This is a genomic window from Streptococcus rubneri (genome assembly GCF_004785935.1).
Taxonomy (GTDB): Bacteria; Bacillota; Bacilli; order Lactobacillales; family Streptococcaceae; genus Streptococcus; species Streptococcus rubneri.
Map to the genome: position 1 here is coordinate 1,373,359 of NZ_SRRP01000001.1, position 16,565 is coordinate 1,389,923.

Annotated in this window: 18 protein-coding genes and 1 pseudogene; 12 read left to right on the top strand and 7 right to left on the bottom strand. The window is 35.3% G+C overall.

Translation table 11 applies throughout. The features are described 5' to 3' along the window. The first annotated feature begins 4 nt into the window (after positions 1-4). From E5S68_RS06855 to E5S68_RS06885, 7 genes and pseudogenes are all read left to right on the top strand, one after another. Entirely contained in the window at positions 5-691 is a 687-nt protein-coding gene (locus E5S68_RS06855; RefSeq protein ID WP_135782878.1) for a LexA family transcriptional regulator, read from the top strand. Positions 692-747: 56 nt separating this feature from the next. After that, complete coding sequence (locus E5S68_RS06860) at positions 748-1,062, top strand: hypothetical protein (protein ID WP_135782879.1); 315 nt, start codon at positions 748-750, stop codon at positions 1,060-1,062. A 607-nt stretch (positions 1,063-1,669) separates the two neighbouring features. After that, positions 1,670-2,404, top strand: a complete 735-nt coding sequence (locus E5S68_RS06865) for an ABC transporter ATP-binding protein (RefSeq protein WP_050543105.1) — start codon at positions 1,670-1,672, stop codon at positions 2,402-2,404. 12 nt (positions 2,405-2,416) lie between these two features. Beyond that, positions 2,417-4,432, top strand: coding sequence for an FtsX-like permease family protein (locus E5S68_RS06870; protein ID WP_135782880.1), 2,016 nt, complete (start codon positions 2,417-2,419; stop codon positions 4,430-4,432). An 80-nt stretch (positions 4,433-4,512) separates the two neighbouring features. Continuing rightward, positions 4,513-6,087 carry a sensor histidine kinase gene (locus E5S68_RS06875; protein ID WP_135782881.1) on the top strand — a complete coding sequence of 525 codons (1,575 nt, stop codon included), beginning with the start codon at positions 4,513-4,515 and terminating at the stop codon, positions 6,085-6,087. Then, complete coding sequence (locus E5S68_RS06880) at positions 6,068-6,664, top strand: response regulator transcription factor (protein ID WP_135782882.1); 597 nt, start codon at positions 6,068-6,070, stop codon at positions 6,662-6,664. The genes E5S68_RS06875 and E5S68_RS06880 overlap by 20 nt, the downstream gene beginning before the upstream one ends. 278 nt (positions 6,665-6,942) lie before the next feature. Further along, positions 6,943-7,011: pseudogene (locus E5S68_RS06885) on the top strand (peptidylprolyl isomerase); the annotation flags it as partial. Between the two features lie 161 nt (positions 7,012-7,172). Here E5S68_RS06885 and E5S68_RS06890 read toward each other — a convergent pair. From E5S68_RS06890 to E5S68_RS06905, 4 genes are all read right to left on the bottom strand, one after another. After that, complete coding sequence (locus tag E5S68_RS06890) at positions 7,173-7,535, bottom strand: hypothetical protein (RefSeq protein ID WP_135782883.1); 363 nt, start codon at positions 7,533-7,535, stop codon at positions 7,173-7,175. Between the two features lie 276 nt (positions 7,536-7,811). Further along, complete coding sequence (locus E5S68_RS06895; RefSeq protein WP_135782884.1) at positions 7,812-8,366, bottom strand: histidine phosphatase family protein; 555 nt, start codon at positions 8,364-8,366, stop codon at positions 7,812-7,814. 219 nt (positions 8,367-8,585) lie between these two features. Further along, positions 8,586-8,861: a helix-turn-helix domain-containing protein gene (locus E5S68_RS06900; RefSeq protein ID WP_135782885.1), complete on the bottom strand. Its 276-nt coding sequence runs from the start codon at positions 8,859-8,861 to the stop codon at positions 8,586-8,588. Then, positions 8,848-9,213, bottom strand: coding sequence for a type II toxin-antitoxin system RelE/ParE family toxin (locus E5S68_RS06905; RefSeq protein WP_061597416.1), 366 nt, complete (start codon positions 9,211-9,213; stop codon positions 8,848-8,850). The genes E5S68_RS06900 and E5S68_RS06905 overlap by 14 nt, the downstream gene beginning before the upstream one ends. Positions 9,214-9,596: 383 nt before the next feature. On the opposite strand from E5S68_RS06905, the gene E5S68_RS06910 reads away from it, so the two are divergent. Together E5S68_RS06910 and E5S68_RS06915 are read left to right on the top strand one after the other, a co-directional pair. Continuing rightward, complete coding sequence (locus E5S68_RS06910; RefSeq protein WP_135782886.1) at positions 9,597-11,069, top strand: serine/threonine-protein kinase; 1,473 nt, start codon at positions 9,597-9,599, stop codon at positions 11,067-11,069. Positions 11,070-11,116: 47 nt separating this feature from the next. Next, entirely contained in the window at positions 11,117-11,416 is a 300-nt protein-coding gene (locus tag E5S68_RS06915) for a hypothetical protein (RefSeq protein WP_135782887.1), read from the top strand. Positions 11,417-11,850: 434 nt separating this feature from the next. Here E5S68_RS06915 and E5S68_RS06920 read toward each other — a convergent pair whose 3' ends face one another. Together E5S68_RS06920 and E5S68_RS06925 are read right to left on the bottom strand one after the other, a co-directional pair. Continuing rightward, complete coding sequence (locus E5S68_RS06920; RefSeq protein WP_135782888.1) at positions 11,851-12,462, bottom strand: Fic/DOC family protein; 612 nt, start codon at positions 12,460-12,462, stop codon at positions 11,851-11,853. Then, positions 12,455-12,643, bottom strand: coding sequence for a hypothetical protein (locus tag E5S68_RS06925; protein ID WP_000171300.1), 189 nt, complete (start codon positions 12,641-12,643; stop codon positions 12,455-12,457). The genes E5S68_RS06920 and E5S68_RS06925 overlap by 8 nt, the downstream gene beginning before the upstream one ends. A 769-nt stretch (positions 12,644-13,412) precedes the next feature. Here E5S68_RS06925 and E5S68_RS06930 point away from each other — a divergent pair. From E5S68_RS06930 to E5S68_RS06940, 3 genes are all read left to right on the top strand, one after another. Next, positions 13,413-13,943 carry a hypothetical protein gene (locus tag E5S68_RS06930; protein WP_135782889.1) on the top strand — a complete coding sequence of 177 codons (531 nt, stop codon included), beginning with the start codon at positions 13,413-13,415 and terminating at the stop codon, positions 13,941-13,943. An 87-nt stretch (positions 13,944-14,030) separates the two neighbouring features. Next, positions 14,031-15,206: an aminoacetone oxidase gene (gene aao / locus E5S68_RS06935; RefSeq protein ID WP_135782890.1), complete on the top strand. Its 1,176-nt coding sequence runs from the start codon at positions 14,031-14,033 to the stop codon at positions 15,204-15,206. A 19-nt stretch (positions 15,207-15,225) separates the two neighbouring features. Continuing rightward, entirely contained in the window at positions 15,226-15,681 is a 456-nt protein-coding gene (locus E5S68_RS06940; protein WP_135782891.1) for an 8-oxo-dGTP diphosphatase, read from the top strand. Positions 15,682-15,710: 29 nt separating this feature from the next. Here the strand turns inward: E5S68_RS06940 and E5S68_RS06945 are convergent, their stop codons facing one another. Then, positions 15,711-16,451, bottom strand: a complete 741-nt coding sequence (locus tag E5S68_RS06945) for a MerR family transcriptional regulator (protein WP_135782892.1) — start codon at positions 16,449-16,451, stop codon at positions 15,711-15,713. Positions 16,452-16,565: the final 114 nt, after the last annotated feature.

Here is a 16,565-nt window from a genome sequence, read left to right on the forward strand (position 1 = left end):
AACGATGTATCAACCAGAAAAACTAAAGGCTCGTAGAAAAGAGCTAAAAATGACTCAAAAGGATATTGCAGATCAATTAGGTATTACCTACCAAGCGTATTCTGCATGGGAGCGTGGAGTAAAACAACCGTCTAGAGAAAAAGTAAAGCTTTTGGAGCAGATTCTAAAAGTACCAAAAGGTTATTTTACAGAGCTTGAAATCGTCCGACTATATAATACTTTATCGGATGAAGGTAAGAATAATGCACTTAGTTATGTCAGAGGCCTAGTTCAAAAAGAAAAATGTAAGAACATTGTTTCAATGTCAGAAAAACTATACGAATACCATGTTTACGAACAAATGTCTGCTGGTATCGGTTCATCAGTGTATAACGATCAAAACTATGATACTGTCTATTTTGATGAAGAACTAGCCCACGATTTCGCCTCATGGATTTCTGGTGACTCAATGGAACCCAAATATCAAAATGGTTCTGTGGCTCTCATTCGTGAAACAGGGTTTGATTATGATGGTGCAGTATATGCAGTAGTCTGTAATAATCAGACATACATTAAAAGAGTTTACCAGGAAGAACAGGGTTTGCGATTAGTTTCTATCAATCCAAAATATCGAGATATTTTTCTTTCGTATGATGAAGATCCTAGAATTGTAGGGATTATTGTAGGGAATTTCTTACCTGTTGAACAGTGATATTGTTAATGTAAAATAATAATAGTGTATTATTTTTTTGTTTATGGAGATTGAAAATGGGAAAAGAAAATAATGAAATAAAAAAGGCATATGATGAATTACTGAAAACTAAAAATAAATGTGGGAAATATAGTAAAACATTGTTTCACATCCATACCCCAGTATCCCATGATTACAGATTATTTAAAATTTGGAACGATTTATCAGAGAAAGAATGGAATAAACTATCTGTAGAAGATTATCTTTTAGAAGTAAAAAATAATAAGCTTTTTCCAGAGGAATATTTTAAAACAAAAGATAGTGATAGTATTATTTATAATAACTATCAAAAAAATGGTTTTGAAAATGAAAAAGAGCAAATATCATTTTGAACTGCACCCTAAAAGTTAGACAGAAAAATCTAACTTTTGGGGTCAGTACAAGATTGTTCAGCTACTTTTTAATTGGGCACTATAAAATTTTTCCTCGAAAATAAGAGACTTGCACGATTTACTCATTACTTATCCAATATTAGAGTTTATACTAGTTACTGTAAGGATAATCATCTAAAAGAAGTAAGGAGGCAACCCTATGGCTAAAAATACAAGTCGTCTAGAGATTGATTCTCAAAGTTTCGAGGTTGAAAACCATGAACTTTCCGGGAAATCAGGAGATGGTTAGTGGTTTACACATTCTTATGAATTTACTTCGCCAAACGTGCGCTGTGGATAAAACTCTCTATTTTTTGACAGGAGGATAAAATGGAAGGAATTATTGGAACACTAGAATTCTATGCACCTGTACTGGTCTTAGGAGTTATTGTCATAGGGATTGTTTACTTTATGAAAAAAAGAAACGATCGCAAATAATCAACATCGACCGATACCTGAAAAAGGCATCGGTTTTTTATAACTTGAATATATTGCACAAAATACTCATGGAAAACCTTGAAAGAAACCGTATAATGAGACAGTAATAAAGAAACGGAGGAATGAAATGATGAAACAGCTTATTGTGACAGGATTAACGAAAACATTTGGTCAAGGAGATAATATCGTTCATGCTTTATTAGATGTGAATTTGTCCGTTGAAAAAGGTGAATTTCTGGCAATTATGGGTGCCAGTGGTAGTGGAAAAACAACACTCCTCAACTGTATTTCAACGATTGATAAACCAACATCAGGTGAGATTCGATTTGAAGATTTTGATATCATCCATGCCAAGGAAAATGAATTAGCTGACTATCGTGCTAAAAACATTTCCTATATTTTCCAAGCCTACAACTTGGTGGAAACCTTGACGGTCTATGAAAATATCATTCTACCTCTTCAAATTCAGGGGAAAAATATCAAAAAACATCAGGATAAGATTGAGGAAATTTTGGATAAGTTGGCCATTCAAAACTTAAAAGATAAGTTTCCTAATCAGTTATCAGGTGGCCAGCGACAACGTGTGGCAACTGCTAGAGCCTTGATTGATGATTCTAAACTGATTATCGCAGATGAGCCGACAGGAGCCTTGGACTCTGCCAATTCTGAAAAACTGATGGCACTTTTGCAGGAAATCAATAAAAGTTTTGGTATTACCATTTTACTGGTTACGCATGACCCTGCCGCAGCCAAGTATTCCTCACGGATGGTGCTACTTAGCGATGGAAAGATTATGGATGATTTGGAACGTAACAGCTTATCTAATGAACAGTATTTGCAAGAGATTTACAGCCGTACCAGATAGGAGGAAGAGAGTATGTATCCAAAATTAATTTTACGAAATGTATTTCGAAATTTACAGACTTACACCATATACTTTTTCAGTCTAACCTTGATTTATAGCTTGCTCTATGCTTTTAATGCTTTACCAAGCCATCCAGTGATGCAAAGTTTATCAGGGGCAAAGGAAATGTTGACGACGGTGATGAGTCAGTACATGGGCTTGCTTTCCTATCTGATTCTATCGGCGATTGCCTTTCTCGTCGTTTATTCCACAAACTTTGTCCTGGGACGTCGTAAGAAAGAGCTGGGACTTTATGCAACGCTGGGAATGAAGAAGAAGCAGATTATCCGTACCTTGTTCTTTGAAACCATGCTGGTCAATATCTTTTCCTTGATTCTAGGTTTCTTGCTTGGCTTGATTTTACTGGTCATTCTATCTAAGGTTGCATCTGAGTTTTTTATGGCCAATTACTTTGGTAGTCTGCTTTTTTTTGATAGCAAGTCTGTCATCTTACTAGTTTATTCCTATTTGGTAACCAGTTTTATTGTTGGTGTCATGGACATTCTTACCTTTAGAAAGCAAAATATCATTGCACTCATTCAAGAAAATGGGGTCAAGAAATCTGTCTTGGCAAAAGGCAAGCCAGTTCTTCAAGCACTTCTCTTTATTCTTTCGACAGCTGTTATCGGTTTTGGTGCTCTCTATTTTTCAGACTATCACCATCTATCATTCTTGAAAAGCTGGGGTATCTTGCTGGTATCTGTCTTCGTGATTTTTGTGATTTTATTTTACAATACCTTGAGCCATTTTATCTTGGTTTCCCTTAGAAAACTGCCTCAAACCTACTATAACAAATTAAACACTTTTAAAATCCGTCAATTTTCAAAACAAGCTGATAGTAATTCGGTCACGTTGGCTGTCTTATCCTTGACCTTGACACTGGCTCTCAGCTTACTAGTTTTTAGTGGTAGTGCCTATACGACTATGAACCGAGAGCTGAACAAATACTCACCTTATGATGTAACTGTCAATCTCTATCGTGGTCAGGAGTTCCAGTTTTCTCAGGAATCTGTCAAAGATAGATTAAAAGCAGATGGATTTGACTTTAACCTCATCAAAGAGGAGTACAGCTATCCTATCTATTCTAGTGATTTAATCTATAAAGATTTGATTGATACTAGCAATCTCTGGGCGCATGATAAGGAACTTCCTGAATCAAAAGTACCGATTTTAGGAATTTCTGCCTACAATCATCTCCGCAAACTGCAAGGGGAAAAAGCGGTTGACTTGGCAGATAACCAATTTCTGGTCAATGCAAACTATAAAGGAACTGCCAAGCAGATCCAGGACTTTCTATCAACGACCAAAACCCTCATGATTAACGGTCATTCTCTCAACCTTGCCTCTTCGAATCCACTTGAAACAGTTTACTTTTTATCGTCAGTGGGTACAAATGATACAGGAACCTTAATTGTACCAGATAAGGTAGTAGTTGGATTGACGGAAGACCACACGACCTATGTTGCCAATTTCAAAGAAAATATCGACAAACGGAAAGTAGAAACATTCTTAAGTCAGTGGATAGAAAAATACTACTTCACTCGTGATGGAGCAGAGTTGAATCCGTTCACCTATCAGACCAAAGGAAGAATTTTTGAGATTTATCTTGGATTTATGGGCGTCATTGTCTTTGTCATGATTTTTGTCAGTGTTATTTTTATCATTATTTCCCTCAGTATCTTGTCCCTTCAAACTTCTACAAGTGCTTTGGATAGTGTCAATGATTATCAAATCTTATATCTTCTTGGGAATAAGAGGAAGCAAAATCGCTCTATTCTTTTGCAACAGATTCTAAGTTATTTCTTGGTTCCGCTGGTCATCGCAGGTCCGCTAGCATTTGCCTTGAGTACCGCTCTTTTGGGCTATTTTGAGAATTTCGCTAATACCAGCATTTCTATTGATATCACCTATCTGGGAGTAGCGGTTTTACTCTTTGTCCTTTACTTGCTAGTGACTTACAGAGTAAGTTGGCAAATTATTGAAAATTAAGTCAAATACCAGAGTTGCCTATCCTGCAATTCTGGTATTGTGTTATAATAATATTAAAGTAGTTCAGGAAGTAGATACATATGAAACAGTTTGTCAAATTGTTCTCGAAAAACTCACTTTTATTGTGGTGGTTGACGATTTTGAATCATCTAGCTTTAATGATTTATATTTATCATAGGATCCCTCTGGACTTTTCGACAGATTTTTCCTTGCAGATGGTTTTATTGCTGATTATTGCTTTAATTGTATTTAGCTATATTTGTAATATTGTGACCTTTCGGTATAGTGAGTTGAAACTTTGGTTGCTCCTGATGATGTTTCTCATTAGCTGGCAATCCATATTTAATCAAGGAGTTGCGAGCACCCTGTTGCACTTTTTTGATATTCTTCATCCGCTCAACTCTTTTATATTGGTGTATAGTTCTCTGTCTATTATCTTTCTGGGAGAGAAAATAGGAGAAGAACTGTTGAGTGTGTCCTTTGTGTTGACACTAATCACCATTAGTTCATATCTGTTAAGTCCTTCAATTTTTCTATTTCTGTCCTTGTTTGCGTCTTTCTTTTTAAACCTTGTTCCCTTGATTTTACTGATTTTATATCATAAAGAGTTGAAAAGTAAACTCAAGTATCAGAGACGAAATTTGTGGATATTAGCTTTGATATTGCCTCTTTCTTATTTCTTTTTGTATATCAATACGACGGGCTCAGGAGTGACGAACCTAGTCTGGTATCTAGAAATTCTTAGTATCTTAGCTTTTTTACACTTCAAAACAATTATCAGCTCTCTTCAAAAAAAGGTATCAGAGTTAAAATTGTCCTATATAAAAGCTTTTTCACGCTTGTTTTTACTGGTTATGTTTTTGTTAGTAGGCATTTTCATCATCTTTCGTCTAGATTTAAACACGAGCTTTTTGGTCTTGAATATCATGTTACTATTGTTCGGGATTTGTTCGGAAGAATTGATTCGCCTCTTTCGTTCTGCTGAAATGCTAGATTCTAGGGATTATGTAAAAGTTCTCTTTTTAAAGCGTAACCGTATGGTGAAAAATCTGCTGGCAAATGAAGATACAGAACAACAGTTCTCCGAATTTCTTCACAATGAAATCCTGCAAAATGTTATGGCAATAAAAAATTTCAATAAATATAGTAGCAATCAAGCTTTTGGTGAACAGATCAATCTGGTAACAGAGGAGTTGGTTCAGCGGATTCGTGAGCGGATGGATTATTATCAGCCAATGGTAGAAACAGACGAGCAGTTAGACATCCAGTATCAAGGGCTGATTAATCGGATTGTCAAACGCTATCACGCAGAAAATGAAGTCGTCACACAGTTTCCTGCCCACTTTAGGCTTTTATCTCCTTACGATAAAATTGCCTATCGTCTGGTTGAGGAGTTGGCGACCAATGCCGTTAAGTACGCTAGTGGTGGAAGGATTTCTTTGAAGATTGATGTGCATGATGACGCTATTTTTATCATTTCTGAAAATGACTGCCTTCAAAAAGAAAAATCCTTAGGTTATGGCTTGAAAAATATGTCTAATAAAATTAGTGTTTTAGGTGGTCAAATGCAGATTTTTGAAAATAATAAGAGATTTCGTGTAGAAATTACTCTCCCGATTGATAAGGAGTTGTGTTATGAAAATTTTGTTAATTGATGATCATAAATTATTTAGCCAAAGTATCAAGATGATTTTAGAGTTATCGGAAAACATTAAAAAGGTCCAGTTAGTAGATAATTTTTCGACTATTTCGGAGATTGCTTTTAATGACTACGACATTATTTTGATTGACATCAACCTGACGAGTCTGTATCAAGATGATGGGCTGACCTTGGCACAAGAGATTATCGATAATGGTTGTTCTAGTAAGGTTGTGATTTTGACAGGTTACAGTAAAAAAATGTATGAACACCGAGCTAAAGTTATGGGGGCTTATGGCTTTCTAGACAAAAGTATGGACCCAGATGAGTTGGTGAAAAAACTGGAAAAGATTTATCTAGGTGGTAAGGTCTTTTCTGATGAAGTGATGGTAGAGGTGCTAACACCAAGAGAAATCAAGATACTAGAACTGGTTAGAAATGGCTTGACCATTGATGATGTCTGTGACAAGGTCTATGTGAGTAAACGTACAGTTTCCAATCACTTGGCCAATATCTTTTCAAAATTGGGAGTGACTAACAGGCAGGAGGCGATTCACATCGCTGAGCAGTTGGGCTATTTCCCACCAGATTAAAAAGTTGCAGAAGATGCAGCTTTTTTAATTTATTTACAAAAATTGCACATATTACTCATTCTAATAAACAGTAAATTTGATAATCTATTAGTAATTAAGGAGGAAATCATTATGTCTATGGTATCTGAAAAATGGTTTGTATAAAAAAATTTATCAGACGGATTACTAATTTTGTAAGTTATATTGGCCACCTTCGGGTGGCATTTTTACTTCTGTGATACTTTTTTCAAGCTTTATCTGGTATTCTTGACTTAGTTTTTATAGAAAGAAGGTCTAAGATGTTAAATAAAGTCAAAACTAAAGCCTTAATTAGTGTTGGAGCAGTGGATGTAACTAGCTTTATTCTCTGAATCTTGCATGATAAGAAGAATAAAGAAATAAAAAGAAAAATCAAAGTGTTTGTTTATCGGCAATCATCACAATTCGGTTAATAATAAGCTTAAAAGTTTTTTGAGGAATCTATTTAGCACAAAAAAACACCTATTCGGGAAAATAGGTGTGAATGATGTTATTTATATCCATATTGTTTTAGTGCGTTATTATATGCTTCGCTATTTTTAAGATAGTAGTCGTGCTTAACTCCACTAATATCAACAGAAAAGGCCCCATCTTTAAATGAATATTCTTCTGTTCGACTTGCAATATTTTGTCCAGTTAATTCGATCGTATTCTTTTTTTTGTTAATGGTAAAGCCGTCGGCTTCTCCATGCTCAATGGAAGCATTATTTCCTTTAATAGTAAACGCTAACTCGTTTCTTTCACTTGAGATCCAATAATACTCACCATCTAAAGATTGGTAGTTGTTTTTAGAGCAAGCAATTAACGTAATTATTGATAATGAAAGTAGTAATATACCTATTAATTTTCTCATAATCTGTGCCTCCTTCTATAATTTTAATTATACCAAAATAATATTACAAGAGTATGTCAGTGTCTGTTATAACGGAAAAATGAAGAAATGTCTATTATAACCTCAAATAACTATTCAGAATATAATTTCAAGCAAAGTCAACGAATCCATAATGGGTTTGGCCAATGTTCTGACACACTTGAAAGCTTATTTGATTAAAACTCCATAACTCTACTAGGGTGTTTACACAAAATTATTGACAGTATCAAATAAAATCAGATAGATTGAACTAAATGATTACCCAGAAGTAACTTTCATAATTCTTTTCACACTATCATCTTTGTCAACTAGAAGGCAATCTGGAAAAGTCATCTGCTTCCATTTTTTATAATCAAAATTTGGATCAAAATGATTGATTAAGATTCCTAGCAAATTTCCATGAGAACTCAGTAAAATGGTTTTATCTGAATACCTTTCTTCTAAATCCTGCAATAAATCTAAGATTCTCATTAATGCTTCTTGATTAGATTCACCTCCAATAAGTGATTTATCTGGATTTTGCCATAAATATTGAATCGTTTCTTCAAACTCAGAATCTTCAATAAATCTTGAAGATAATTTTCTTTCACGCAAACGATCATCAAGCACTATCTTATCAAATTGTACAGGAGAACTATTTACTGTCTCAAAAGCTCGCTTATAAGGACTAGAAAAATAGTAATCAATATTAAAAGAATTCAAAAACTCCAATTGCTTTAGAGATACAAATCCTTCTTCCGATAAAGTTCTATTAAAATCATCACTCGAAAATCTCGAATGAGCATGTCTAAGTAAAATATAAGAATTGTTCATGAATTATAATTACGCTGAAAATACATATAAGGAGGAAAGTTGTTTTATAAGCTCATATTATCTTACTTAACTATTAATTGTCAAGTAGATTCATTCATTTTACTCACACACCCCCCACCCAATGGGCAGGTTTTATCTGTTTTATTCAGCTAAATTAAGCTCTCAAAAAAGCTGATGAAATATAAATTCATCAGCTTTTTTGAGAGCTTAATTTGACTATTAGCTTATGTTGATAGTTAGATTTTTATTCAGAGCAAGTGCAATTTTGCTCATTGTTTCAATGCTTGTGTTATTTCCACGTTCAATGCGAGCAATGGTAGACTGTGGGACATGAGATAGGGAAGCTAGCTCTCTTTGGGTGAGACCTGCTGTTTGTCGTGCGTCATAAACTGCAATAGCACTTTCCAAAATAGCTTTTTCAGTTAAAAACCCTTCTTTAAATTTATTGTCTGCTAGTTCGTTTTCTAAAAAATCATCAAATTTAATTGTGGTCATGGTTGTTGTCCTCAAATTCTTTCTTTAAATCCTTAGCGTGTTTTATCTCACTCTGGGGTGTTTTTTGTGTTTTTTTGGTAAAGCCATGGGTGATGATATAGCGTTCATTGATAACATGAAAATAAAGTGCCCTTTGAATGTTAGAAGCAACCTTTGAGCGGATTTCAAAGATGTCGTCATCTAGCTTTTTCACCCATTCCATACGTTGAGCAACTAAAAGACCATGCTCTTGTATAGTGGCGATAGTTGCCAGTAATTTTTGTTTGTCTTTAATTGGTATAGTTTGTAAAAATTCTAGGAACTCGGTGTGTCCATTTAACCGAGTATAAAACTCAAATTTTGGCTTTTTCATTGTACCTCCATGATAGCATATATTGTTCTTTTCTTCAAGAATAATGGTGTGAACTTTATCCAAATGCTATGCTACAATCATATAGTCATTATGTATTTTTTATTCTTAATCTTAGTTTTGGTTGTGAAAATAGTAGTAAATTTATTCCATCTATTGACGGTTGAGATAAACTCTAAGTGACATATATGTATGCCAAAGGAACATTTTGGGTATTTCTTGTAATTTTAGATGAATTTCTATATTAGGATAGTGTTGTATCATGTTGTTAAAAAATTGAAAAGATAAATATCATAGATTCGATTTGGTATAATAGTAATTGAAATTGATGTGCAGTAATTTTTGTTTAACTTGAGAATTGTTTTATAAGTTAGAATGGGATCATAATGTCGAAAATCACATTTCATGATAAAAACATGATAAAAAAATTTTTTAATGAGGGTGGATATGTTCTAGATTTTTCAAATCGTACTTTTGATAAATTTACTTATCACTCCATTGGTGTAAAAATTCAGGAAAAGTACGGTTTGTCAAAAGGAAAGTCATTTGAAGCATATATAGATGAAGCTCTTGATAACGATATTATTAAGTTGGTAAGGGATTTACTAACTTATTATGATGACCTTCCAGATAGTAGTTCTGAAAAGACTGATATTAAGAATAAACAAGCAGAGAAGTTAAAAGAAATGCTAAATTCCTATGCCCATATGGGGAAAGAAATAATAAAAACTGACGAGTCCTTTCTCACTAAAGGTGGCTTTGCTGAAATTTATTTACAAAAACATTCTCAACGGATTGTGAAAAAGTTGAAAAATGAATATAAACAGAACTCTGCTCTAAAAAGTCGCTTTAAAAGAGAGTTTGAAATTATGCAGTCTCTATCGCAAGTAAATGGGATTATTAAAGTTTATGAATTCGATGAGTCAGAGTTTAGCTATACGATGGAGAAAGCTGATTTTACTTTAAATGATTATATTGTAAATAATGAATTAAAATTAAACCAAATATTTAATCTGTTGTTTCAAATATTGACAATAATGGCTGATGTTCATTCTCGAGGTATCTATCATAGAGATTTGAGTCCAAGCAATATTTTTCTATGTGATGGGCTTATAAAGATATCTGATTTTGGATTGGCTAAAGATTCTACTGTCAATCATTCTCATTTGACTATGAACACAAATAATTATGGGCAGTTTTATTATTGTGCGCCAGAACAGATAACTGGTCTAAAAAATGCAACTAAAATGAGTGATGTCTATTCATTAGGAAAGGTGGTTAATTTTTGTTTAACTGGAAACCCAACTAACGAAAAACATGTTCTACGAACTTTTGTTCAAAAAGCCACCTCTTATCAACCAGAATTAAGGTTTAGAGATGCAGGGGAAATGCTTGAACAACTAAGTTATCACCTGCGAATTTTTCATCAAAAGGATTCAAAGCAGAAAATATTAAAAAAAATTCAACAGAGAGAATATGATGAAACAATAACGATATATCTTAATAATATTTCGAATGTGGATTTGTGCCGGGAACTTATTGACATAGGAGAGAATTACAAATTGGCTTGCATTAAATTTATGAAAATAAGCCCAGAAAATGCACTATTCTTGATTCAAAAACTTTTTCCATCATTAAAAGAAGTTGCAACCTCTTTTTCTTCAAATGATATTTTTGCATCTCTTGCATTTGATGTATTAAAAGATGAACATTTTGATTACTTGAGTAAAGAAATGGCTGCAAGGATGTTATATTATGTAGCTCGGGAAGTAAATCGTTTCTATGCCCAGAGGCTTATAGAGGACTTGAAACATAGTTCTATCGAACCAATGTTAGAAAATATTTTAGATGGTGAGTAATTATGTAGATTTGGCTTAAGTTGGGAATAAGATCTTGAAAAGGAATAATGTTTAGTGTACAAAGTGTTGATTTTGCTTTTGTATGTAATAACTCCTTTGATGACTTTGAGGTTATACCATATGATGAACCGATAACATATACTCGAAGTGGAGAAGCATTCAAAAATTATTCTAATGGAGAGCGTAAATACATAAATGCGATTATAAGAACTTTATATAGGATTTTAACTCCTGGTAAACCATTTAAAGGTTTAATAAAGTCAAGAAAATCCCCTCTAAATTTTGAAAGAATAATTCATGTCTTATCAGAAACCGATGTAAAAGAGTTAAAGATAATTTGGGAATGATATCTCCAGATGGTGTGGACTTTTGGTAAAATTCTAGCTCAATTAGTGTATTTTAAGGTTAAAATTCACACCATTCAGATGAAATTAGTTGAAATTGAATGAAGTAACGCTTTCAGAAAAGTCTAAAAGCACTTGATATTAAAGGCTTTTGAGATTTATTTAAACAAAAGTTGTTCAAACCAGGTCATACGATTTGTAAGAAAAAGAACACATAACAAAAAGAGGAGCTTCACAATAAAGTTCCTCTTCTTTTAAATATCCGAATCATTACTCTTATTTCAAAAAAGGTAGTGAAAAAGGTAGTGATTCGGTTGATTTATATTGCAATGTAGTGAAATTTAGAATTTCAAGAATCGCTTAAAATCAAGGTTTCTCACATCTATTGACGTGTAGTGAATCCCTATTTCACCTCTGTAATTATCAAGTATTACAATCTATATTTCTTTTAATATTTTACCAAATAATTCTTCTAGCTTCCCTAAGTCTCCATATACAGTTCCGTCCATATAAAGGTTGTAAACTTCATCATCTTGTTCCACTCGTATTTGTGCAGAATATCCTTTTGATAGTGCTAAGGAACGAATAACTTCTCGTTGAGTTCGTCCATTTCCTTCTCGAAAGGGATGGAAATAATTAAGATTATCAAGAATTTTTGCTAAATGTTTAATGATTTCATCTTTTGAGTTGGCAGTTTGATGATAGGAATGAATGAGATGATTTATATAAGTTTCAGCAGCATTAAACGACTGTATCGACATAAAAGGATTACCACTTTTAGAGATATTCACCTTGCGATATTGTCCTGACCAGGCATAAACATCCTGAAACAAATAGTTATGAATGGCTAAAATATTACTCATGGAATAGACTTCAATGGCTTTCAAGCGCAAGTCTGCAAGTCTTTTAGTAACGAATAAGTGTTCATTTCGATAGGCTTCTTCAATATTTGTAACATTTTGTTTGTTGATTAAGACTGTGGAATTTGGATAGGTATATTGGTGATGAGGGTCAATGTACTTATAGCCTTCGTATTGATTTTTAACCAATATTCAATTCCTTTCGTCTATTGACAACATAAGTTTTTAAATCAATCACATCTTGAACAGTAGGTTCATAATTTTCAATCATTGATGATCCAATAGCATACCAGACAGTATCAAAATCCGAAAAGTTATCAAAGGGAATCCCTAAAATTGTTAATTCTTCTTTATTTACATCAAGAGTCATGGCACACCTCCTTATATAGAGTTATCCTTATTATACCATAAAATCGGTATTTTCACCTAAAGGATAGAGACTGTTATTAAAGTATGAATTTATGATAAAACTAAAAAATAACAAGTTATACAATAAAAGTATCAATTTCTTATAATAAAAGAGGCACTTTGGCCTCTTTTACTCTCCTTCAAACACTCTGTCACTGTCCATTTACTGTCCAATATACTGTAACACATCTATAATTTATTGATTTAAACGGATGCGAAATCCCTTAATACCAGTATTTTGATAAATAACAAGACTTTAAGAATCTTAAATTAAGTCTTGCATATTCATCATAATATTTTCTAGATTCCTTTCGTATCAAGGGGCTAGACCTCTTGTTTAATGGTTACTGCCCACTTCTGCCCATTTTCTAGTAAAAAGATGGACAGTTCTCTTCTATTATAGCATGTTTTTCTTCTCCGAAAAAGGTAGAATCTTGATTATTTACCTGGCCGTTGAACAATTTTATCTGCCTTCCCCAGTATCTTTAAATAACCTTATTGAATTCGCTCTTGCATAAAGTTGAATGAACTATTTAGGAATTTTCTTCGTACCCGTTCAGGAACATCTTCTTATTTATCCATGAAAAATGAACCAAATAGGTGCTAAAAGCGACCAAATAGATTTTTCCCCCTTTTTTACTTCAGAAACCTATATACTAGTCATGACTAAAAGTCAGAATACTCTGGAAAGACTGGTTGGTCAATTTAAACAACTGAAAAGGAAGCACACTATGATCTATGTGATTGAATACAATTATCCCTCCCAGCTGTTAGTCGAGCATATTAATAACTATCTGGAAAAAAAGCGGGTCCGCAATCTACCAGTGAAACTCGTCTATAATGGGAATATCGCCTATATCGATTATGACTTAAAAAACATTTACTTCTTTTCCTGTCATGGAGACTCTGGAATTAATGCCTATAAAGAACTCGAACGTATTCGGAGAAATGATCCCTATGGACGCATTATTGTCCATTCAAACAAGGTGGACGGACGCAGGCTCATGGACCACAAATTACAAGTCTATGGCTTGATGGAGCGGAGTATCAGTGACTATGGAAAGCCAGAAGTCTATTTTGAAGAGCTCGATTTTTTACTAGGAGACCTTTACGAAGAACTCTGGGAAATGGCTGCAGAAGCCAAATATGCTGCTGGTAAGAAACCAAACCAGCTCTTCCCGCGCTGGGGACCTCAAATCGGAATTTACCCACCTAAGCGTTATTCCATCCACCTCCGTCAAAATCCGGACGAAGACGATTAAACAATCAAAAGTGGAGCCTGGGGACAGGGTCCATTTTTTATGTTACAATGAACTGGAAATGAAATGAGACAAGAAAAAGGAGACCTTATGAACCACTATGATACCATTGTCATTGGAGGAGGACCTGCCGGCATGATGGCTACTATCTCCAGTTCCTTCTACGGACAAACAACCCTCCTGTTGGAAAAGAACCGCAAGCTAGGGAAAAAACTAGCTGGGACTGGTGGAGGTCGATGTAATGTGACCAACAATGGAAGCCTAGACGATCTCCTAGCAGGAATTCCAGGAAACGGACGCTTCCTTTACAGTGTCTTTTCTCAATTTGACAACCAAGATATCGTCCGCTTCTTCACAGAAAACGGGGTCAAACTCAAGGTTGAAGACCATGGTCGTGTCTTTCCAGCTTCAGATCGTTCCCAAACGATTATTCAAGCTCTGACAGATAAGATTGCCGAGCTCGGCGGTCAAGTCCGCTGCCAGGTGGAGGTGACCTCTGTGAAGAAAATTGACGGACAATTTGTCATCAAATCAAAAGATGAGACCTGGACTGCAGACCGCTTGATTGTGACAACTGGTGGAAAGTCCTACCCTTCGACGGGCTCTACCGGCTTTGGCCACGATATCGCCCGTCACTTCCAGCACACTATTACGGATCTAGAAGCTGCTGAAAGCCCCCTTCTCACAGATTTCCCCCACAAGGCCCTTCAAGGGATTTCCTTAGACGATGTGACCCTCCACTATGGCAAACACCACATTACCCATGACCTCCTCTTTACCCACTTTGGCTTGTCTGGCCCGGCTGCCCTTCGCATGTCAAGCTTTGTCAAGGGGGGAGAGATCCTTACGCTGGACAGTGTCCCTCACTATTCTAAGGAAGAACTCACAGAAATCCTAGAGAAAAATCGTGAGAAGTCCTTAAAGAATGTTCTGAAGGCCTATCTGCCAGAACGCCTGGCTGAGTTTTTTGCTCAGGATCTTCCCGAAAAGGTGAAACAACTCTCTCCTAAAGAAATCGATGTAGTACTAGAGAAAGTAAAGGAACTCCCAATCCCTATAACAGGGAAGATGTCCTTGGCCAAATCCTTTGTAACCAAAGGTGGCGTCAGCCTTAAGGAAATCAATCCCAAAACCTTAGAAAGTAAGTTGGTCCCTGGCCTTCATTTTGCTGGGGAGGTCTTGGATATCAATGCCCATACAGGAGGATTTAATATTACAGCTGCTCTCTGTACTGGTTGGGTGGCAGGAAGTCTGCATTATGATTAAATATCAAAGGTTGTGAAAAATGAACAGAAGAGAGTCAGTTGAATTTGTCAACATGTGCATGATTAAAAATGGGGACAAGGTTCTGGTTCAAGATCGAGTTAGTCCTGACTGGCCTGGCATTACTTTTCCTGGCGGACATGTTGAACGTGGCGAATCCTTTGTCGCTGCGGTCATTCGTGAAGTGAGAGAAGAAACGGGTCTAACCATTTCTAAACCCCAACTCTGTGGTATCAAGGACTGGTACGATGATGAGGATTACCGTTATGTCGTCCTTTTTTACAAGACCGAACACTTTACTGGTGAGCTCCAGTCTTCAGACGAAGGAAAGGCCTGGTGGGAAGAATTTGAAAATCTATCTCATCTAAAACTTGCAACCAATGATATGTCTGATATGCTTCGTGTTTTTTTGGAAGATGATCTCAGTGAATTCTTCTACTATAAAGACGGTGACGACTGGCTTTATGATTTAAAATAGCAAATAGTCGGCGGAGAGTCCTCCGTCGATTATTTGCTCTGTTTTTCAACATAGTGGGCAATCACATCTGATGTGTACTGGGCTGTTCCAGGTCCAAATTTATCAATATTTTCCTTGAACTCAGGGTTATAGACGTATCCTTTACCGATATGTCCGAAGACTTCAATAGAGCAGTCAAATCCATAAGTACGAATGGCTTGCAAGAGCTTGGCTGCTTGCTCTTGGTTTTCAATTGCTGTTGCAGGTAAACCAGCTTGAAGATTTTGTGCTAAAGTTTGAAAGACTTGGTTAAAGGCAGCCGTAGACTCATCTTCACGACCTTTTTGGCGTTCGAGGGCTTGATCCATGACTTCTTGGCCATACTTCTCCACCGCTTCTTTCTGGTATTTTTGATGATCTTGATAGCTAAATCCAGTGAATTTTTCCTCAATGGTCATTTTTCTTTCTCCTTTTTGTTCTTGAATCGTTTTTTGCAAGGTGGAAATCAAGGTATCCAGATGTTGCCTTTCTCGAGTTAGATAGTCCAACTGTCTAGTCAAATGGGGCAATAAATCTATTCTTTCTTCCTTTAATAGCTCTGCTATTTTCTCTAAAGAAAACCCTAGATATTTGTAGTAAAGAATGACCTGAAGGCGTTCCAAATCCTCTTGACTGTAAGTTCGATAGCCGTTTTCCGACTTTAAGGGGACCAAGAGTCCTATCTTGTCATAGTGGTGCAGGGTCTTGACAGAGACACCTGAAAGCTGCGCAGCTTCTTTTATTTGGTACATGATTTGCTCCTTACAATGATAGTATACCCCCTCCCCTTAGGTTAGAGTCAAGTGTTTTTGCGAAAATTTTTAACTTTTTGAGAAAACTATAAAAACATGAAAACCGCTTTCTTG